General features: G+C 47.5%; 20 protein-coding genes. 12 read left to right on the forward strand and 8 right to left on the reverse strand.

Features of this window, described 5'->3' with window-relative positions; genetic code table 11:
• Positions 1-30: 30 nt before the first annotated feature.
• From ACKKE8_RS30855 to ACKKE8_RS30880, 6 genes are all read right to left on the reverse strand, one after another.
• Complete coding sequence (locus ACKKE8_RS30855) at positions 31-2,706, reverse strand: YhgE/Pip family protein (RefSeq protein WP_409176347.1); 2,676 nt, start codon at positions 2,704-2,706, stop codon at positions 31-33.
• Positions 2,707-2,881: 175 nt separating this feature from the next.
• Positions 2,882-3,397 (reverse strand): Ig-like domain-containing protein, encoded by a 516-nt coding sequence (locus ACKKE8_RS30860; protein ID WP_409176348.1) that lies wholly within the window; start codon positions 3,395-3,397, stop codon positions 2,882-2,884.
• 80 nt (positions 3,398-3,477) lie between these two features.
• Complete coding sequence (locus tag ACKKE8_RS30865) at positions 3,478-4,461, reverse strand: FecCD family ABC transporter permease (RefSeq protein WP_409176349.1); 984 nt, start codon at positions 4,459-4,461, stop codon at positions 3,478-3,480.
• A complete protein-coding gene (locus tag ACKKE8_RS30870) occupies positions 4,458-5,468 on the reverse strand; it encodes a FecCD family ABC transporter permease (RefSeq protein WP_409176350.1) in 1,011 nt (336 codons plus the stop codon). Before ACKKE8_RS30870 ends, ACKKE8_RS30865 begins: the two co-directional genes overlap by 4 nt.
• A gap of 91 nt (positions 5,469-5,559) precedes the next feature.
• Positions 5,560-6,528 (reverse strand): Fe(3+) dicitrate ABC transporter substrate-binding protein, encoded by a 969-nt coding sequence (locus ACKKE8_RS30875; RefSeq protein ID WP_409176351.1) that lies wholly within the window; start codon positions 6,526-6,528, stop codon positions 5,560-5,562.
• 214 nt (positions 6,529-6,742) lie between these two features.
• A complete protein-coding gene (locus ACKKE8_RS30880; protein WP_409176352.1) occupies positions 6,743-7,891 on the reverse strand; it encodes a glycosyltransferase in 1,149 nt (382 codons plus the stop codon).
• Positions 7,892-8,065: 174 nt separating this feature from the next.
• Between ACKKE8_RS30880 and ACKKE8_RS30885 the strand changes: the two genes are divergently transcribed.
• The 11 genes from ACKKE8_RS30885 (at position 8,066) to ACKKE8_RS30935 (ending at position 17,109) form a co-directional block, all read left to right on the forward strand.
• Positions 8,066-8,968 (forward strand): class I SAM-dependent methyltransferase, encoded by a 903-nt coding sequence (locus ACKKE8_RS30885; RefSeq protein ID WP_409176353.1) that lies wholly within the window; start codon positions 8,066-8,068, stop codon positions 8,966-8,968.
• Positions 8,925-9,626, forward strand: coding sequence for a glycosyltransferase (locus ACKKE8_RS30890; protein WP_409176354.1), 702 nt, complete (start codon positions 8,925-8,927; stop codon positions 9,624-9,626). The genes ACKKE8_RS30885 and ACKKE8_RS30890 overlap by 44 nt, the downstream gene beginning before the upstream one ends.
• Before the next feature lie 2 nt (positions 9,627-9,628).
• Positions 9,629-10,342: a hypothetical protein gene (locus tag ACKKE8_RS30895; protein ID WP_409176355.1), complete on the forward strand. Its 714-nt coding sequence runs from the start codon at positions 9,629-9,631 to the stop codon at positions 10,340-10,342.
• A 21-nt stretch (positions 10,343-10,363) separates the two neighbouring features.
• Positions 10,364-10,666, forward strand: coding sequence for a hypothetical protein (locus tag ACKKE8_RS30900; protein WP_409176356.1), 303 nt, complete (start codon positions 10,364-10,366; stop codon positions 10,664-10,666).
• Positions 10,667-10,878: 212 nt separating this feature from the next.
• A complete protein-coding gene (locus ACKKE8_RS30905; RefSeq protein ID WP_409176357.1) occupies positions 10,879-11,211 on the forward strand; it encodes a hypothetical protein in 333 nt (110 codons plus the stop codon).
• A gap of 223 nt (positions 11,212-11,434) precedes the next feature.
• Positions 11,435-11,776, forward strand: coding sequence for a hypothetical protein (locus ACKKE8_RS30910; RefSeq protein WP_409176358.1), 342 nt, complete (start codon positions 11,435-11,437; stop codon positions 11,774-11,776).
• A 57-nt stretch (positions 11,777-11,833) separates the two neighbouring features.
• Positions 11,834-12,199, forward strand: a complete 366-nt coding sequence (locus tag ACKKE8_RS30915; protein ID WP_409176359.1) for a hypothetical protein — start codon at positions 11,834-11,836, stop codon at positions 12,197-12,199.
• 35 nt (positions 12,200-12,234) lie between these two features.
• On the forward strand, positions 12,235-13,047 hold the full coding sequence (locus ACKKE8_RS30920; protein WP_409176360.1) for a hypothetical protein: 813 nt from the start codon (positions 12,235-12,237) through the stop codon (positions 13,045-13,047).
• Between the two features lie 28 nt (positions 13,048-13,075).
• Positions 13,076-13,996: an MBL fold metallo-hydrolase gene (locus tag ACKKE8_RS30925; RefSeq protein WP_409176361.1), complete on the forward strand. Its 921-nt coding sequence runs from the start codon at positions 13,076-13,078 to the stop codon at positions 13,994-13,996.
• Positions 13,997-14,022: 26 nt separating this feature from the next.
• Complete coding sequence (locus ACKKE8_RS30930; protein ID WP_409176362.1) at positions 14,023-15,894, forward strand: glycosyltransferase; 1,872 nt, start codon at positions 14,023-14,025, stop codon at positions 15,892-15,894.
• Positions 15,895-16,104: 210 nt separating this feature from the next.
• A complete protein-coding gene (locus tag ACKKE8_RS30935; protein WP_409176363.1) occupies positions 16,105-17,109 on the forward strand; it encodes a hypothetical protein in 1,005 nt (334 codons plus the stop codon).
• A 77-nt stretch (positions 17,110-17,186) separates the two neighbouring features.
• Here ACKKE8_RS30935 and ACKKE8_RS30940 read toward each other — a convergent pair whose 3' ends face one another.
• The gene (locus ACKKE8_RS30940; RefSeq protein ID WP_007720328.1) at positions 17,187-17,528 is read right to left on the reverse strand and encodes a zinc ribbon domain-containing protein YjdM; all 342 of its coding nucleotides are present in this window, start codon (positions 17,526-17,528) and stop codon (positions 17,187-17,189) included.
• Positions 17,529-17,591: 63 nt separating this feature from the next.
• Positions 17,592-19,412, reverse strand: a complete 1,821-nt coding sequence (locus ACKKE8_RS30945; RefSeq protein WP_409176364.1) for a response regulator — start codon at positions 19,410-19,412, stop codon at positions 17,592-17,594.
• 179 nt (positions 19,413-19,591) lie between these two features.
• Between ACKKE8_RS30945 and ACKKE8_RS30950 the strand changes: the two genes are divergently transcribed.
• Entirely contained in the window at positions 19,592-21,484 is a 1,893-nt protein-coding gene (locus tag ACKKE8_RS30950; protein WP_409176365.1) for a serine hydrolase domain-containing protein, read from the forward strand.
• Positions 21,485-21,536: the final 52 nt, after the last annotated feature.

The following is a 21,536-nucleotide window of genomic DNA, read 5'->3' on the forward strand; positions in this document are numbered from 1 at the left end:
GCTCCATGCAAATCGACTTCCGTGAAACCTTTACCCAATAATCTTGGTCTTTTTCGCATTCTCCATCGACTTTTCAATGATTCCGCTCAACGGACGCTTCAGCGCGAGCGCCACAAACAGGCTGATACCGATAAAGCCGGATAGTACGAGTATATCCCGAATGGCCGTTTCCCAGAGGATGCCGCCCACCCCTTCACGTAACAGGCTGATCGCATACGTGAAGGGCATGTATGGATTCAGCGCTTGGAAGAACGGTGAAGTCATGCTGATCGGGAACGTACCGCCCGAGCTGGAGAATTGAAATACCATGAAGATGATCGCTATACCTTTGCCCACGTTGCCGAAAACGGACACTAGCGTGTACGTAATCGTAACGAATACCAGGCTTACCAGCATACCGAATAACACAAACGGAGCTTTATCCGCTACATAGGCCCCGAGGATGTAAATATCACCGAGCGTGACGAACAACGCCTGAAGCAGCCCAATTGTCGCAAACGTCCCCAAGCGGCCGAGGTACAACTGATACGGCTTGTACACTCCGCCTGGATTTTCCGCATTTGGCTTCAGCAGGGAAATCAACAAGGTCGCACCTACCCAGAGAGACAATACACCGTAAAAAGGCGACATGGCCGAACCATAATTCGGAATCGGGTATAGGCGGTTTTCCTTGATCTGCACGGGACTTGCGAGGAATTCGCTCTCTTTTTTTATGTCGCCGCGCAATAGCTTGGCAAGATCGGCGAAGTTGTTGTTCGCCTCGACTTCTCTCAGCTTGTCAGCCGCCTGCCCAATGGCACTCTCCAGCTTAGGCAAATCGTCGCGAACCAATGCGGCAACTCTGTGGACGCCTGCCTCCACCTCCGGGAGCTTGTAGCGCACAAAATCAGCCAGCTTGGTCAAATTCGCCTCCGCTTTAGGCAGATCGTTCTGGACGAATGCCGCTGCCTCGTCGAGCTTCTTCCCGATAGTAGGAAGATTTCCCTTCAAGAACGGAGCTGCTACGCGAATGGCATTTGCAAAAGCATCCGACTTGCTTCTGAGCGTTTGCGCGAGCTCGTGCACTTGCGCCCGTATTTGCGGCATCTCCTGCTGGATTCGTTTCAATTCTGCCAATCCCAGCTCCAAGCCCGTCTTTGTCTCTTGGAGAATCGCTTCGATATCCGGAAGCTTTTCTTGAGCTTTATGCAGTAGATCGGCAGATTCTCCTGTGATCACCTTCAGCCTTTCAATGCCCTCGGATATTTTCGGGACGATTTCGCTATCGTAACGGGATAGAATGTCTCCCAATTCCGCGCTGGTGTTTTTCGAGAACTGATTCAGACTCTCGACCAAGTCTTTCGCAGGCTGCTTGCCTTTTTCCAGCGCGCTTGCAATCATGCCGAGAATCTCGATTTGCCGGTTCATTCTGCTCTCAATCGTGCGCAGCCTCTCTGCGAAATGACTCAATGGCTGTCCGGGAATATAACTGTTTACTTTCTCTACAAGCGATGCGGTATGCCCCAAAACATTCACGGCTCTGGATAACCTGTCTTTCACGGCATTTACCTCACTCGCAGTAGGCAGGCGATCCGGATTGATTTGCAACAGTCTGTCTGTGAGTTGTGTGAGCGCATCCGATGCTTGCTGGGCTAAGATGAGATTTTGCTTGATCAGCGGTGCAATCGTTTCAAAGGCACCGTCATGCTTCGTAAAAAAGTTATTGAGCTGATCGGCAACAGCCGCGCCCTTATCAGTCAGATCAGCGATACGCGGCAACGCATCTTGAGCAGCTGAAACGATCTCAATGGCCTGACTCGCTTTTTCTGTGGCCGTAGTCACTGCGTTTGCGACTTTATCAAAATTTCGATCCAGCTCTTCAATTCGTCCGACGGCTTGCTCAATCACCGGCAGCTTGTCTTCCATCGCGATAATGACAGACGCCGCCTCATTGATTTTCGGCCAGTTTTGCTGAATTTTGAGCACTGCCTGCCCAGCTTGATTGATCTCGGGGATTCTTTTTTCCACTTCCAGAATGATCTGCGCTTTCTCGTGAATCTCCGGAAGCTTCTTCTCAATCTCCAACACTTTTTGCCCTGCGGCACGAATTTCGGGAAGGCTTTTTTCCAGTTGGAAAACGCCACTCTCGATTTTGCGGATGGTCGGCAATTGCTCTTCAATTTTAATGCCGATCTCTGTAAGCTTCGTCAGCAAGGCTTCACTGACGCTTTCCGTAAAACTCTCGTTGATCTGCTTGGCAATCGCTGAAACACCTGACGAGGTGATTTTGGGTGCGACGGCGTTCACTTTTTCGTTGACCGTATAGATCACTTCAGGCTTGTTCAGGTTGCCATGGACAATTCCCGTGATTTTTGTGGAAAAGTCAGCTGGGATCAGGATGCTAGCATAGTAATCCCCCCGCTCCACGCCCCGTCTGGCCTCTTCTTTGTCCACAAAGGTCCACCCTAGTTTCTGGTTGTTCTGCAAGCTCTTCACGAGCTCGTCTCCGATGTTGATCTTGTGATCGCCAACCGTGGCTCCCTGATCCTCGCTCGTCACCGCCACCTTGACACCTTGCGTATTGGCGTAAGGATCCCATACTGATTTGATGTTGATCCAATCGTATAAACAAGGAAGGAGAATGATGGCGATGATCAGAAAAATCCCGGTCGGGACCTTGAAAATGTTAATCCAGTCCGTTTTGTAAATCTTCCATATAGACCGCATGTATGTACCACCTAGTAGAAAGAATGGATGAAGCTTTACACTTACATGACAGTTTACCATGGAAGGAAATGATCGGGAATGAGCTGTCAGTAGTAGCATGAGCCGCTGCACGGTAAATTATGATGAAAAAAGCCCAACCATCACTGGTCAGGCTCTTCCTAGTAAATCAGTAATTCTATTCTCTCACTTTCAACGTGTACGCGCTTGTATGACCATCGTTTTCCGCTACAATCGTCACTGTGGTTTTGTCCGGCGTATCCTCATGGACGGTTACCAGGCCATCCTCGCTAATCTCGGCATATTCCGCTTCCACGACACTGTAAGTGGTTCCTGTGCTTTCTTTGGTCATATCGCGTCGGCTGCGATCCGTCATGGTAGCCGATACGCTCATTTGAACCGTGCTACCGGGCTTTACTGTACTCTTTTTGGCGGACAGGTTGATACTCTTAACCTCTGCAATCGTGAACGTCACTTTGGTCGATTTTTCTCCGTTACTCACCTTGATTGTAACTTTTTTGCCAGGTCGCGCATCCTCGGAAATCTCGATCAAGCCGTTTTCATCCACGGTGACGCTGCTGTTGTCAGATTCATAGACAGTTCCGCTCTCTCCATCAGTCAAATCCTGCTCGGTACGGTTCGAGAACCATCCGGTTATGATTGGTTGCAAAATTTTGTGTATGCCGTGGAACAAGGCGAATTCTTCGAAGGAGAACCGGAATAGAAAAAAGCCATCTTTCTCTCCAAAGCTAGAGGAAAAGATGGCTTTTCATTTTACTTTTTCTTCTCTTGACGCACCAAATACAAGAAGTACGGAACACCGATGACCGCCGTCACAATACCCGCGGGGATCTCGATCGGAGGATTCAGTCCCCTCCCCAATGCATCTGCAATGACGAGAATCAGCGCGCCCAAAACCGCCGCACCTGGCAACAGATACCGATGCTGATGACCGAACAGCTTTCTCGCCATATGTGGAGCAATCAAGCCTACAAAGCCGATCGAGCCAATCGCCGCTACACATGCGCCTGCCAATGCAACCGCGAGCAGCAAGAGTACATAGCGAGTTCGCACGACATTCAGTCCCAGCCCGGTAGAGCTCCCTTCATCCAGACTGATAATGTCCAGCTTTCGGTGCAGGGCAAGGCTAATGGGAATGAATACGAGCAGCCACGGCAGCAAAGCGTAAATCTCATCCCAGCCTTTCCCCCACAAGCTCCCTGCCAGCCAGACAAGTGAATCATTGGCTTGCATCGGATACTTCACCATGATGAATTCCGTCAACGCTTGGCAGATCGCCCCTACTCCCATGCCGACCAAGGCAAAGGTAGTTGGCTGTGCACCGCTTTTCCGAGCGAAATAGATGAGGGCAATCGCTACCGCCAATGCTCCCAAAAACGCGACAATCGGGAGAAGAAGCGGTGAAGCGGTCGGAAATAGAATGATGACAACAACCGCGAACAGGCCCGCGCCTTTGGTTACACCTACGACATCCGGTGATGCCAGAGGGTTACGGATCATTCCTTGCAAAATCACACCAGCGATCGCGAAGCCCGCTCCAGCAAGAATCGCGAGCAATGCCCGCGGCAATCGATAGTTTTCAATCATAAACGCAAGTGACGAAGGTTCGCCCATGATCACCCGGATGATTTGATCAGGGCCGATAAAGATCGGGCCGATCCCCATGCTAAGCAATGCTGCCACTAAGACTAAGCCGCCGAGGCCAACCAGGAGCAGGGTGTTTTTTCGCGAAGTCATACCATTTCCCTCCCCTTTTTTCTCGCCAAGTAAAGAAAGAACGGGGTTCCCAAAAGAGCCGTTACAATTCCTACAGGAGACTCAAACGGATAGGAAATCAAGCGAGCCAGTACATCGGAGATTGTCACCAGAACAGCACCACCAAGCGCAGACACAGGGATAATGACCCGATAGTCCGTACCCACGAGCCTCCTTGCGATATGCGGAACCATCAGTCCGACGAACCCAACAGCTCCGGCGACAGCAACAGAGGCCCCTGCCAAAATAACGACCACAACATAAGACAGCAGTCGGACGCGGGCGATTTTTTGTCCCAACCCCATCGCCACTTCCTCCCCCAGTCGAAACACAGACAATGAGCCGGACAACCAGATCCCCAGCAGGAGTCCCGCCATCGACCATGGCAAAATCAATTGCACATCCGTCCAACCCACCCCGCTAATGGAGCCAGACAACCAGTACAATACATTCGATATTTGTTCGTTAAAGATGATAATTCCCTTCGTAATGGAGGTGAGCAGCAGGTGAATGGCCATTCCTACCAAAGCGATCTTGAGATTGGTCATCCCACGGGAAGCTGCGAATCCAAAGACAACAATTCCCCCGACAATCGCTCCAGCAAATGCAAAATAAATGAGATTGGCTTTCCCGATATCCGGTAAAAACACAATCGCGAGTACGACCACCAGACAAGCCCCCGCATTCACGCCAAATACTTGCGGGGAAGCCAGTGGATTGCGGGTAACTGCCTGCATTACGGCTCCTGCCACAGCCAAATTCGCCCCGATGATGGCTCCCAGCACTGCTCTTGGAACGCGGATGGTTTGGAAAATCAATAGCTCCTTGGAGAATTCACCCGATAGCCAATGCGTCACTAATGATCGAATTTGCAGCGAAGCTACTCCGGTAAACAAGCTCAGCAACAAACCAATGAACAAAAGGATCGCCAAACCGATCACAATGAGGATGAAGGTACCTTTTCGTTGTCGTGTCGTTGTTTTCTGCAATACAAGCCACCTCGATCAACTACCACGTGCAAGAACACCGAAAAGACCAGATCAGCGATCGGTCTTTCCAGATTTTGCATCGTATGTGTTCTTATTTATTCTTACTGTACAAAAGGTTCACTGCCTCTTCGACAATGCGTTCCGCAGATTTCAGTCCGCGATAGCGCGTCCAGAGGTCACGATTTACTTTGTGTACTTCCTGATTTTTAACTGCGGTGATATTGTTCCAGAGCGGATTTTGCTTCCATTCGTTCAACAGCGCGTCGTCGGCCTCCGCCAGGAAAATTACATCTGGGTCCCACTGCACCATTTGCTCCAAACTGATTTTTACCGTTGGTTCTGGCGCATCCTGAATTGCATTTTTAATTCCAATCATTTCGAGCAATTCGCCATCAAACGATTTCGAACCATGTGCAGACAGCGAATCTGCGCGGAATACACCCAGCATGACATTGCGGGAATCCTCAGCCGGTACCTTCTTCTTAAACTCTGCGATGATCTCCTTGTGCTTGATCAGGCGCTGTTCTGCTTCTTTTTGCTTGTTCAGCGCTTCCCCAATCGTGGCAAACGAGCTCAAGTTTTCCTGATACGTCGAGTTGCGGCTTTTCAAAATGATCGTCGGTGCGATTTTTTGCAAATCCTTGTAAATGTCCTTGTGGCGATTCAAATCACCGATAATCAAATCCGGCTGCAATGAGCTGATGACTTCCAGACTCGGCTGCTGGCGAGTCCCCACAGAGGTATACTCGATTTTTTTGCCGATCAGTCCTTCTACGTCCTTATCCTTCTCCTGCGCAATTCCTACAGGCGTCACTCCCAGCTCCCATAGTCCGTCTACAAAAGAGTACTCCAACGCGACGACTCTTTTTGGATCTCCAGTAATTTCCGTTTCGCCCAACTCGTGTTTCACGATGCGCTTTTGTGCGGTTTGCGCACTATCTTGACCTGCTGCTGGCTGTTTTTGCTCTGCGCTGCCGCACCCGGTCAGTAATACCGTACCTGCCAGTGCAAGCGTCCAAAGCATATGTCCGAGACGCTTCATTCCGCTTGTTCGCTTCATCTTTTGTCCCTCACTTGATGTAATTGATAATGATTATTATTACCGATGAAATGCGTTTTTTATTGTAACAATCTGCTGCCGCAAATGAAACATTGTGCTTATTAAACCTTTTACCGTTATAAAGGTGATTAACGTCATTTTGTTCATGCTCTGCCATTACGAAAAAAAGCCGTTACGCCTGAACCATCGACGTAAACGGCTTTTCGCCACGATGCTATTTGTTGTTTGGCGTAAGACTTACTTCAGTCGTCGAGCTCAGCTTCTCTAATGCTTCCTTGGCAGGCGCATGGTTCTCCGCCATCGCCAACGCTGTCTGATAAGCTGCCACAGCCTCCTCCACTTGACCCAATCCTTCGTAGCAAAGCCCTTTGTAATACCAGGCGTGAAAACTTCCCGATCCCTTCAAGGTCAGATGACGAATGTTGCTCTCACCTAGCTCCAAGCAGTGATCGAACGTTACCAATGCTCGTTGATAGTCCTTTTTCAAATACTGAATGATCCCTTTGTATAGATGCAAATCAACGTAGTCAGGATAAATCTCGATTGCCTTTTCAATTCCTGGCCACGCTCCCTCAGCACTGCCGATCGAGATCAACGTAGAGTATTTGAGCTTATAAAGAAGCGAAGGAGGCATCATATGGTTTTCGAGAAACCCGATAATAGACAGATTCACGAACTTGAACGTTTTCTCATGCTCCTGGATACGTGAGAATTCACTGGCAAGATGATACTCAATCCATGGAGAGTGATCCTCTTTTTCCAATTCCTTCATGAGTAGCTGAATATTGCGCTCGAATTTGTTCTTTCTGCCAGTAAATTCATTCATGTAGCCGTAATGGTATATCCGTACAGGCAAGATTTGAATGTGGAGATCTTCGGTCAGATTGGGAAGAACCTCTTCTACGTTGAGCGTTTCATGGATGGGAAAATGGAAGCGAAAACCGATGCCATTGCGAAACAAACGTGAGTGAGCGATATGAAAAGCATCGTCTTCATTTATTTCATCTCCAATGTAATTTATTAGATGGATATAAAAAAGAGAATCCTCTTGACCGCGAAGCAGCTCTTTCAATTTGTTGCTGTCTTCCTTATTCATTTCTTCATCGGCATCCATCCACAAAACCCAGTCGCCCGTTGCTTTTTCCAATCCGAAGTTTCGCGCTTCTGCGAAGTTATCCTGCCACTCATACGAGTGCACGACCGCTCCGAATGACTTGCATATCTCTACCGTATTATCGGTACTACCCGTGTCTACGATAATCATTTCATCCACAAGATCTTTCACACTTTCCAAGCACTTGTGAAGACACTCTTCTTCATTTTTTACAATCATACATAAGGAAATTTTGGGTGCCCCAGACATGCTGCTTCTCTCCTTTTACACACATTACTGAGATCCGTAGTCTATCCCCCCTTTACTTTATGAGCGCACTGCTCCTTTCAGAACGGCGCCATTTCCTTGGTTCTCGAACCTTTTGCTGGAGCAGCGCATAGGTAGTTGTAGGCAGATATCACAAAGAAAGCAGGGATCGTATCCATGCATGATTCATGTCCCTTGTGCAACAGTTCTCAGGTTGCGCTTTTCCACCAGTACGCTACCTTCTCGCTCCTAACGTGCAAAGATTGTGATCTCGTTTTTCAACCTCACCTCGATCATGTCAACGTGACACAGCTGGTTGCAGACATCTATGATGCTAGTTGGGTTTCCATGCGTGATCAATACGCCAAAAATACATTTACGGAACATGCGATCCTCCATACATTGCTGCTCGATATGTGGTTTTCGGAAAAAGGGAAGCTACTCGAAATTGGTCCAGGAACAGGAGAGTTGTTATTCCTTGCTCGTGAGGCTGGGTGGGAGGTTGTTGGGGTGGAGCCGTCACACCAATCATGCGCATACGCCCAAGACCGGTATGGCTTACAACTGGTTCATTCGTTATGGAACTCCTCCGTTCTCGCCCCCGAACACATGGGTACTTTTGATGCCATCGTTTTTTGTCACGTCCTTGAGCATATTTCGCATCCGAAGCAATACCTTGAAGAATTGAAGGGGTTTCTTAAACCAGGAGGAAAGATCATTTTTAGCGTGCCGAACAAAAACTCGTTCACCAATAAACTGTTTGGGGTGTATTCCCCGCTGTATACCGAGAATGACCACCTCTTTCATTACTCCCGTGACAATCTGATCTCACTGCTTCATCAAGGTGGCTGGGAGGTTCTCTCCATCTTTTCTCGAGAAGAAACGAACCGATTGGAAAACCATCTGCGCAAGACCACGCAAACACCTTTACCGATCCAGGACATCATGAAGCTAGCCGTGAACCTCCAGTCTACCTTCCAAGGCCATGAAATCTTCTGCATGGCAACACGACAAGCGCAGGAGGTGCAGCACGTAGATGACCAGAGCCAAACTGACGCTTTCCATGATTGTAAAAAATGAAGGCAATCGCTATTTGAGACGAGCGTTGGAAGCACATAAAGAATTTATTGACGCAGCCGTCATCATCGACGATGGCAGTGTTGATCATACCGTGGATCTCTGTAGAGAGATTCTCAAGGGCATTCCTCTTCATCTGGTTCAAAACGCTACCTCTCAGTTTTCCAATGAGGTCTCCTTGCGCAAACAACAATGGCAAGAAACGATCCAGACTGATCCGGGATGGATTCTGAATCTGGACGCCGATGAAATCATAGATAGCTCCTTCCCCTCGAAAGTTTCCGAGATTTTGGAACAGCATACATACGAGGCGATCTACTTTCGTTTGTACGATATGTGGAGCGAGACGCATTATCGCGAAGATGCGTATTGGAATGCCCATCATTACTACCGTCCTTTTATGGTCAAGTACCGCCCTGACTTCCCATATATATGGAGAGAAACCCCGCAGCATTGTGGCAGATTCCCTCTCTCGATCAACCAGTTCCCATACCTGTGCCATCCATCACGCGTGAAACATTTCGGCTGGGCCCGGCTAGAAGACAGACAGAGCAAATACAACCGCTATCAGCTCCTCGACCCCGATGCCAGATATGGCTGGAAGGAACAGTATGAATCCATCTTGGATCAACATCCCAATCTGTTGGAATGGGTGGAATGAAGATGATCATTCGCGATATTGAAAAGGCTTTGCAGCAGTCCAATTGTAATCGCTGGCGATACAACTCACTCACGGTAAGCAAACAGGCTCTCGTACATGCATGCCGTCATATCAACAAAGAAAAGGAGGAGTGCCAGGTGCTTCAGTTGGGTGGGGGTGACTCCGCTCTGTTTTGGAAATCACTTGGCGATCTTGAGCTACTCCCGGTTCAAGCAACCATTATGGAGCATCATCCGATTCGTGCGAAGGAAATCAAAGAGAGCCTAGGGGATGTACCGCATGTCGCCTTGGTGACTAGCTCTTTGAAGCAACTATCAGAAGAGGAATGGAACAAGGTCTTCGAAAATCCAACAGAGAGCAGGAGCTTGTGGCCTGCCATCGGACAGCGTGTTCCCGAGAATCAATCTGATCATTTTTCCATTCAAAATGCCTTTTACGCGGATTTGGACCAACTATCGCTTTCCATTCATTCAGTAGATGTCATGGTAGTGGACGGTCCGCATGGCAACGGCCGCTCTCTTGCCTATCCACTATTTGTTGACACCCTCAAACCAGATGCACTTATTCTCGTAGATGATTTTGATCACTATCCCTTTTTGGCTCATCTCGGAAAAATCTATCACTATGAAGAACTTTTTCGAGAGATTGCTGGAAATCGTCGCTGGGTATTGGTAAGACTCCAGGGCACCAAAAATGAATGGGCGGCTACCGATTAATAAATCTATGAGGTGATGATCATGTCCCAAGCATCGATCCCTAATATTACGCCTGTTATCTCGATTACTCTTGGCCAAACCACTTCGCTCTTGCTTGCATCCATCGCTTTAGAAGAACTGGCTTTGGCTCACATTCTGAACGCAGAGGCTGAAAAGCTCCAATTTGTTTTAGGCACCCTTGTTCCAGGGCTTGAACCACCCGCTACACTCTCCGACATCCTGCTCGTCAATGCAAGCGTTCGTCAAACGATACAGGATCTCATCAAAAAAGAAATCCTTCTCCAATTCAAATTGGAAAATATCGTAGATAATCTTCTTCCATAGATTCTTCGTGTTAATAGACCTCATTCAACTATCACAATACCACTAGTCCGGGTCAATCGATCTGGGCTTTTCCTTTTCCCCGCTCCCGTGAGGATGTGTACAAATAAACAGTTCAGTGGGACACACACCTATGCATACACTTACCGTAGTAAAACGAAGGGGGGAATAGCTAGCGCTCACGGGTTTACCCATTACTTCAAAGAGGTGATCACATGTCTCAACCTACCATCCCTAACATTACTCCAACGATTTCCGTTACGATGGAGCAATCGGTATCTTTACTGCTGGCATCCATTGCTCTGGAAGAAATGGCTTTGGTGCATATTATGAATGCAGAGGCAGAAAAGCTCCACTTTGTGGTAGGTACATTGGGGGCTACGCCTGAGGTCGTCCCCACTATCTCTGATATTCTTGCCGTTAACAACAGTGTTCGCAGAACGCTGCAAGATGTCATCAAAAAAGAAATGCTCTTGCAATTCAAGTTGGAAAATGTGGTTAGCATTATCCCGTGCACCACTACTTCCTTATCCAATGAATACGATTAAGTTGTCATATTAAGATCGCGGTTACATAACATGTACTGCGAGGAAGTTTCCATTTCTTCACTATCAATCACGCGATCCTATGACGATCCTATCGTTTTTAAGTACGTTGTAAGAAACTTGTCTGAAGGCGTTCTGTGCAAAATAAAGGGAAGCAGATCGCCTTCTATTTCGGGTAAGTCTGATTTTGTATACAAAATCATACAAACAAAGGATGTAGATAACGATGTCAATGCCCACGGTCCCCAATATAACACCGGAAATCATATTGAAACGTAACGAAGTATTAAATCTGCTTCTTACCTCCATTGCGCTGGAGGAAATCGGACTTTCTCACATTATTAATGCAGAGGGGCAAAAGATCCAAAAAATCGTGAAGGAGCAATCCCTCTCGCTCAATGATGCACTTGCCCTAAACAATAGCGTTGAACGAATGCTGCGCAATGTCATCAAGACAGAGATGCTCTTGCAATTCAAGCTGGAGGACATTATTAAGCTGGAGCAGTTGCATGAACATCATCACGATGACTTACCTGACTTGCCCGACCTTCCTGGCTTCAAAGAATAACCCTCACTACTCACACTGCTTCTCATGGAATCATAATTTTATTGAAGAGGGATGATGATGACCTTACAAGATAAAGTTCAATCATATGATGTGCCTACACGCGAAGAAGCTTTAAGTCATTTGCTGCAATCGATTGCCCTTGAGGAAGAAGCCTTGTCCAGATTGCTAAATGCTGAAGCTGACAAAGCCCTTGCTTTCGTTGGCAAAAATCTGGACTTCCCCAACAACCCGTCCAACGATGAGATCATCACCTTTAATCGTACAGTCATTTCGATTCTGGATTCGGTGCTGATGGCTGAGTGGCTTTTGTTAAAAAAGCTGGATGCAGCCATTCACATGTACCCTGTGGCACTTAAATCAAATTTTGAGATGGAAGAATCCGATTTCGGGGATGAATTGGATGACATCACCATCGACTATTAAGGATTGTTCATTTTAGGAATTCGAGGTCAATTGCTATGAAGAACAGAGGTATCGATGACACCGTTCTAAAACTGACCTATTCCATCGTCCAGTTGGTCAAAGGATTGGAATCCCGCTTTCATCATGTCAAAGATTACGAGCTTATGCTGTTTGGCTACCAAATATCAACGATGATCAATCTGCTCGTCAGACTGCATACCCACATACATAATAAGCAGATTACTCACAGCTTCCTTTTTGAATCGCGTAACCCTCTCCATCCCACAAGCGAAACATACACACATGTCCTTGCTTCGATTGTCCAGTTATCCGAGTTGGTAAAGTCGTGGAGGTTCCCACATAAACAAATCGCGACATTCATTGAAGATCATTTGCGGCAATTACAAGCTTTTTACTTGATAGAAGACCATCCCCATCATCAAGCAAAGTCTATGGAGCCGGAAGAGGATTCCCCCTACGAAGAGCCGATGCAATTAGAGCTGGAAGGAGTTTTTCCACATGACGAACCGATACAGTTGGATCTGGGTGAGCAAACGAAAGCCACTGACGTTCCACCTATGCCTCTCCCAACCCCTCCATTGCTCACAAATGACGCACGCATCGATACAGCCAACAACCGGAAATCACTACGTTCAAAACCCCCATTATTAACACAAGCTGCGTCCATCCCTACTCCCGATAAAAACAGAAACAAATCTGTGCGTTCCAAGCCTGTGGCGAACGTGGAAAAAGTGCGTGGCAAGAAAAAAATGCTCGCGAAGCGAGTGGCTGCACCTGCAAGGCCTCCGTTTGTACCGAACTCCGTAAAGGTACGTATCGGCAATGTCACCAAGGTCATCCACATATGAACCTGAATCTAATGAAGGAGTAAGGTATATGGATCGTTTGAAATTAGTCGAAGTGACCGGCAACAGTTATGTGGTCTCCGGTAAATACGGGATCGGTGTCTATTTTGACAGGTCCAGCAAAACCGCTGTTTGCATTGATAGCGGACCGAATGCCACTGTCATCGAGGAAGTATGCACGAGAATTAGTAATCGAGGGTATCAAATCGTCGCCGTTGTTCATACACATGGTCACGCTATTAATCACGGTGGCAATCTCTATTTGAAAAAGAGGTTCCCCGACCTTCGCATCTATGCGACACATCTGGCATCCCATCTCATTGAAAATCCACATCTCGAGCCTTTTTTCGACGCAGGTGGAGGGCCTGATGCGAAGCCTGATCAAAACAAAGAGAATGCACGTGCGCGCGTAACGGATCATCTTCCATCCACCGATAGTATCTTTCACGTCGATACCATTCCATTCAAAGTCGCCTCCTTACCTGGACATTCGCCGGGAATGGTCGGCATTATTACCCCTGATCATGTCATTTACTGCGGCGATGCCTTGTTTGGTCCCAAAACCTTGAACAAGCAGGGTCTCCTTTTTTTTAATGATCTGAGGGCAGCCAGAAGAAGCTTCAAGAAGCTCTCGATGATGAAATTGAACGCTTATGTGCTTTACCATGGCGGACCCTTTAGGACAGTCACAGGTTTAATTAACAAGCATCTCACCCTTATGAAAGACACCTCAGCTTTTCTTGAAGCATGGATTCATGAGCAGCCAAGCACTCTCGAACAAGTAGTCCAGAAAGTCATGAAGAAATATGAGTTTGAAGATGACTTGCACCGCTACGGTTTGACTACTTCGATTATCCGCTCTTATTTAAAAGAACTACAGCAAGAGAACCGAATTGTCGCAAAAGTGGACAATGGTTTACTGCTATTCAGTAAACCTGCGGAAACCACTTGAACAAAGGCTATATATGGGGGTGTACCATGGATAAAAGACGTATTTTAATCGGTAGTCCCATTCAACAATTCCCGATTATTTTGGAGGAATTCCTTCAATCCCTCACGGAGCTGACTACCAAAAATGAACTGGTTCATTACATGTTCATTGACGATAACAAAGACCCACTATCCAGTACACTCTTGGCTGATTTCGAGAAGGAGAACAAACGAACAGTCATCCTCAAAAACACAGACGATGACACGTATGTCCGAAATGAAATGACCCATTATTGGACGGAACGAAATATTTGGAAAGTAGCGCAAATGAAAGATACAATTATCTCCTTTGCGCTCAAAGAGGGTTTCGAATACTTGTTTTTGATCGATTCCGATCTAGTCTTACACCCTCACACCCTGCAACAATTGCTTCAAGCCAATAAAGATATTATCTCCAACATTTACTGGACACGTTGGCAGCCTGATTCGATAGAGCTTCCTCAAGTTTGGCTGATGGATCAATACACGTTGACACGCGAAGGCGCGTCCGAATCAGCAGAGAACCAAAACTTTTTAGAAATACTGCGGAAACCGGGGGTGTATGAGGTAGGAGGCCTCGGTGCATGCACGTTAATCCATCGAAAGGTCTTGGAGGCAGGCGTCAGCTTTAAACGAATAGCTAACTTGTCGTTCTGGGGAGAAGATCGGCATTTTTGCGTTCGGGCTGTGGCTATGGGCTTTTCTTTGCATGTGGATACGCATCTTCCTGGGTACCATATCTACCGTCAGTCGGATCTGGCAGGAGTGAGCGAGTATCGCAAAAAAAATGGCATGACAGCGGGGAAAACGAATCAGATATCCATCAGTTTATGCATGATCGTCAAAAATGAAGAAGACGCTCTGGAGCGTTGCCTCTCCACCGTTGCGGATCTCGTCGATGAAATCATTATCGTCGACACGGGGTCAACAGATCGGACGAAAGAAATTGCGTCCAACTATGGCTGCACTATTTATGATTTCGAGTGGATTGATGATTTTTCAGCTGCCCGCAACCATGCGTTCAGCAAGGCAACATGCCCCTATATTTTGTGGCTGGATGCAGACGATATCTTTCTGGAGAAAGACCGGCAGCTCTTCCGCGAGTTGAAGCTTACGTTGAATTACAGCATCGACAGTGTGACCATGAACTACAACCTTTCTGTGGACAGCAATGGGAATGTGGCATACAGCATTCGCCGCAATCGCCTCGTAAAACGCGACCGCGGTTTTCGCTGGATTGGACCCGTCCATGAGTATTTGGAAGTGAGCGGAAACGTCATCAACAGTGACATATCCATCACGCATAACAAGCAGAAGGAATACACGGACCGCAATCTGCAAATCTATCGACGCAGGGATGCCAAAGGGGAAGAATTCTCTCCACGGGACTTGTACTATTATGCAAATGAATTACGGGACAATCAGTATCATGAAGAGGCCATTACTTTTTACACGAAGTTCCTGAACACCCAACAAGGCTGGGTAGAGGACAACATTAACGCTTGCTTGAAGCTGGCGAATTGCTATTCCCATCTGTACGAGAGACAAAATGTTCTGTCGTCGCTATATCGTACGTTCAACTACGATCGTCCACGGGCTGAAGCGTGCTGCCAGATCGGAGCCTTTCACGTCGAAGATAAAAACTGGCTGCTGGCGATTTTTTGGTATGATCTCGCAGCAAAAGTGGAGCGACCTGCTGAAAAGCTCGCACACATCGACCACGTTTCCTGGACGTGGCTGCCTCATCTTCAACTCTGCTTATGCTATTCTCAAATAGGGGATAACGAGAAATCACGTCACCACAATGATATTGCCTACTCCTACAACCCAACTCACCCTAGCATTCTCTACAACAAAAGATATTTTGAGTCTCTGACCTGACTCCCCTCGTGATCATGAAAAAGTTACCCACCCCTGTGGGTAAGCAATGGTGGTCTATTTTTTGATGAGCACGGTGCTTACCGGTGAAAACAAAAGTCACTCTGGAAATCAGATTGGCTTTTTTCTGTTTCTATACGGTCAGGCACGCCCACAGATAAAACCTCATAGCATAGTGATAAGTTTTTGAATGTAACAGGAAGGATGAATGCCATGTCTCAAGCCAATATTCCCAATATTACTCCCACCATTACTGTAACGAGAGACGATGCTATCAATCTCCTCCTTACTTCCATCGCCATCGAAGAGCTCAGCCTCGGGCATATAATTTATGCAGAAGCAGAAAAATTGCAATATGCCATTGGTACACTACCGGGCTTGACTGTTCCTGCTTCGTTAAGCGATCTCCTTCTGGTGAATGCAAGCGTACGCCAAACCTTGCAAGACGTTGCGAAAAAAGAAATGCTATTGCAATCCAAACTGGACAACATCCTGTCTGTTCCATCCAGTAGCACAGGTGGCATAACGGGGGCGACAGGGGCCACGGGCGCTGGTACTACTGGAGCTACTGGCGCGACGGGGGTCACCGGAGAAACGGGGGCGACAGGTGTTGGCGCTACAGGTTCTACCGGAGAAACGGGGGCGACGGGCGTTGGCGTTACCGGAGCTACTGGAGCTACTGGAGCCACGGGCGAAACGGGGGCTACCGGGGCAACAGGCGCGACTGGGCCTGCTTTCACCGCTGAAAACTTCTCTGGCTTCTTATCAACTGTAACCCTTAGCGCATCGTCCCAATTAATTAACTGGTCAACAGCCAGCCCCTACTATGGCAGTCCAAGTTTCAACCCGCTAACTGGCATTTATACAGTACCAGCGACTGGAACTTACGCCATCAAAGCAACCATTAACTATGAAACGAGCGCAGCCATTTCCGTTAGTTTAGACGCGGGAGTCACCCCTGCATTTGAAGTTCGGAGACTTACCCCTGCTGTAACAAGTCTCATTATTGGTGATTTCCCTGTCCTCAACGTAAACATTGAGCTCGTACTCACATTAAGAGCTATTTTGGGGACTGGAACAATCACACTCGCAGGTGACGTTCAACTCAATGGTGGAGATACGCTCGGTTTGTTCTATGTAGCCAATGGATTGACTATTAACCTCAACTTAGGAGGCGGCGGCGAGGGCATCGTCTGGTCCATTCATCGACTCACCTAACAAGACTTTTCCTTTACGAAAAAAGCTGACTGCAATCTAACATGCAGTCAGCTTTTCTTGTCCGTTACATTCCCAGCTTACACCTTTTTCACAAATTCCGATTTTAACTTCATCGCGCCAAAACCATCGATTTTACAATCAATATCATGGTCCCCATCAATCAGGCGAATGTTTTTTACTTTAGTTCCTATTTTTACAACTAATGAAGTTCCTTTTACCTTGAGGTCTTTAATGACCGTTACTGTGTCGCCATCATTAAGGACATTTCCATTTGCATCTTTGATGACTTTATTATCTTCACCATTATCGTTGCCTGCTTGGAGCGTCCACTCATGGCTGCATTCCGGGCATACCAAGGAGCTTCCATCTTCGTACGTGTATTCTGAATGACATTTTGGGCAATTTGGCAATTGACTCATCTTTGATATAACCTCCATTCGATACTGTCCATTCTATCATAACTAGCCTGAAAAGCTGCCCTCCTAACCAGTAAGCCCTTCGTCCCGTGCTTTTTTAACGGCCTCTTCGCGATTCTTTACACCCAGTTTTGCATAAATCACTGTGGTGCAATTGCGTACTGTTCCTTCAGAAAGAAAGATTTTCTCCGCGATTGTTTTCATGCGAAGCCCCTCTACTAACGAGGCCAGTATGCCTCTTTCCCGTTCCGTCAGCCCATAGGGACACTCGCGTCCTTGCTTTTTGCGAAGTCCATTCAGCTCTTCTTGCTGCAAGCGCATTTCTTTGAAAAGGACATCCGCAATCTTATGGTTAATCAACGCTTCACCCTGATGGACAACTCGTATCGCTTCTACGAGTTCGACCGGACTAACCGATTTTAACAAGTAGCCATTCGCGCCTCTCCCTAGCGTTTCTGTCGCAAGGGCTGTTTCTTCGAAGGTCGTCAACATAATGACACGCATATCCGGCCACCGCTCACGTATCGCTTGTAGCGTCTTCGCCCCGTCCATGACGGGCATTTGAACGTCCAAAAGTACGACGTCGGGCTTTTCTTTTGGAATGATGTCCAGTGCCATCAAGCCGTTCTCTGCGACCCCGACCACCTGCAAATCTTGCTGATTCTGTAAAACGAGTTGCAAACCTTCCCTCACAAAGGGCTGATCATCGACGATCAGGATACGTATGCCTGCACTTGGTACGGACTGCATAACTGGCAAACTACAAATGACCGTCACACCTCCTTCGTCCATACAATGGATCGATAAGCGTCCCTGAAGTGCTTCCAGCCTTTCCTTCATCGATTGCAAACCAAATCCGAATTCGATCGTCCCATTTCCTTCCCCATTATCTTCGACCTGCAACCGGATCTGGGCTTCTTCAAAGTAAAGCCCCACTTGAATTTGCGATGCTTTTCCGTGGCGCACAGCATTGGTCAGTGTTTCTTGCAAGCAGCGGTACAAAGTCAGCTTCATGGAACGGCTCAACCCATACTCAGCGCCGTACATACGCAGCTTGACGGACACCCCTGTAGCCACCTGAAATTGCCCGATCAATTCAACGAAGGCGGACTCCATGGTCGTAGCAGATTCATAGCCATTATGAGCCCATTTGTGGAAAATCCCTCTGGACTCGTCCAAACCTTGCCGGGCCATCTGCAAAAGCATGTCCAGCCGACTAGCCTCCGCATCTGGTATTTTAGGCCGAAGCATCTCCATACCCATAATAAGCGATGTCATCGTGTGTCCGATTGTGTCATGCAGCTCTCTGGACATTTTGTTCCGTTCTTCCAGCAGCGTTATTTCCTCCACCTGGGAAGCGTATTGCTCCAATACCTGGTTCTGGTGTTGAATAATCAGGCCTTGCTTGTGCATACGGCTAAGCAATTGAAAGGCAAAACCAAGAGCATATGCCCCGAAATGGTACACAATCAGATCGATTACGAACGTAGGCTCGAAATCCAGCCCAATTGCCACCCCCACAAGGAGCGGAATCGCCAATATCGCCAATGGTCCCGTCCAGCGATAGGATCGTTCCACACTGTGATATCCGATGAGAAAAGCGATGGGGATAAACTGCCACCTCACTCCTTCAAAAAAGAAGTTCAAGGCAATGCACAAGCTTCCACTCAAAATAATCTCAGCGAGCAAATATAGGTTACGAGAGTATCGACGCAAACAACTGGGGACGACAAGCACCAAGAACGAAACGATCAATGTAATCACTAGCGGATCAGGCAATTGATCTTGATAGCGGACAAGGCCGAGAAAAATCGTCACCCCCCACATAAAGTGGATTGTGAAGATCATCCAGTCGATCCATAACCATCGTTTAACAAATGCAAGCAATTAGCACACCTCATCTACACCCTAACTTTCCCTCCATTATATTATCAGATGACGACCAGCTACTATCACGATAAACAATGACATTCTGTTACTTCTCTCCGTGATACTCATCGTCCTATACTCATCCCTGTCGCTGGCTTACAACAATTGACTGACGCTAAACGCGAAAGGTGATGAACATGACATTATTTGCTCTACGAAAATGGTTTGCCGTTCTTCTCGTATCCTGCCTCATGCTGATACAGCCCCTATCTGTGGTCAATGCTCGCTCGCCGCTTACTGCTCCTTCCATCGAGCAAGTAGTTGATCCCCTCATGAAAAATGAAATGAACAACCTGCATATCCCGGGTGCAGCCATTGTCATTACCCAGGGAGATCGCATCATTTTTAGAAAAGGCTATGGTTTTGCCGACGTCGAACAGCAAATCCCCGTTGATCCTGAGCGTACGGTGTTTCGAATCGGTTCCGTGACCAAGTCGCTTACTGCTACTGCTGCGATGCAGCTAGTGGAACAAGGCAAGCTTTCCTTACGCGAAGATTTGAATACCGTAGTAAAAGACTACAAAATTTCCAATAATCGTTACGGCCCGATCACACTCCACCACCTGCTCACACATACAGCCGGCCTAGATGAAAAGATTTATAAAAGAGACAACCGCCAGAGTGTGATACCGGAATTCTCGACCGAGACCGTAAATGAAACGCTTCAGTCGCAGGAGACGATTTTCACACCAGGCAGCAAATTTCAATACAGTAATGCGGGCACCGGATTGTTAGGAAGTGTAGTCGAACAAGCTTCCGGTCAATCTTTGCATGACTATATGCGGGAGAATATCTTCCGCCCGTTAGGTATGGATTCCGCCGAATTGTATCTCCCGCAGGGCAGGAGCAATCTGGCTAAAAGCTATTATTACGACGGAAACGGCTATCAAACCATTCCTTACTCGGGGATTATTTTTCCGGGAAGTGGCGCGGCTAATATGACACCAATCGACTTCGCTCCCTATATGATCGCCCATCTTTCGGGCGGCAGCTATAACGGCACATCTCTGCTAAAACCAGAAACTGTCCAGCTTATGCATGCCCAGCAATTCGCAGCCCATAAACGCATGTATGGGATCGGCTACGGCTTTTTTAAAGGAGAGACGAAAAACGGCATTCCTACTCTATGGGCAAATGGTGGGATTGATGGCTTTACCTCGAAAATGGTGCTGATTCCCTCAGAATCACTCGGCATCTTTGTTACGGTGAACGCCACGCATGCTGGCTTGGAGCTACACAGCAAGGTCGTGAACGCATTTACCGATAAGCTACTGACAGATCAAGTCCGCAAGCCCCTAACTCCTGTTGATGGAACCATAGACGAGTTAAAAAATCTGGAAGGTCAATATCTGCTTACCTTGACGCCCGAGAATGGCTGGGGCAAAGGGCTTCGGCTGCTCAGCAGCTACACCTACACAGTGAAGGCATTGGACGCGCAGACGATCTCCGTGACTGGTTTGTTCCAGAATGAAGGACAGCAATCCCTTGAGAAAAAGTTTGTACAGGTAGACGATCATTTCTTTCAAGAGATCGGCGGTGAGGAACAGCTATATTTTCACGAGGAACAAGGGAATTTTTATATGACAGGACCAATGAACTTTTCGCTTCCTCGCATCTCCTTCATCGAAAGTCCGTCTGTTCTAACGGCTCTGTATGTGATTCCCGGAATCGTGTTTATCCTTCTTTCGCTCGTCTGGATCGCTCGTTTCGGGCTACGCAAATGGCGCAAACAATCGTACACCATTTCGACGATCGTTCCGATTATGGCTCTGCTTCATAGCTTATTTTTTATCATCCAGTTCACCTATGCGAACGGAGCACTGGTATACGGCTACCCGGCCTTCTACCAAGTGGTTGTCGCATCCCTGCCGATTGTTTCGTTGGCCGTCGCCGCTTATTTGCTCCTGCGAATTGGAACAGTCAAGGAGCGCGATCGCTGGAAGATAGCGAATAGTGCAGCAGCGGTACTCTCCATCCTGTATACTGGCTATTTATTTTACTGGAACTTTCTTTCGATTCATTACTCATAAGACTCCGAGGCCGCATCTGGAGGGGCTTTACAGTTGCGCCATTTTTTTAGCA

It is taken from the genome of Brevibacillus fortis (assembly GCF_046196545.1).
GTDB lineage: Bacteria > Bacillota > Bacilli > Brevibacillales > Brevibacillaceae > Brevibacillus > Brevibacillus fortis_A.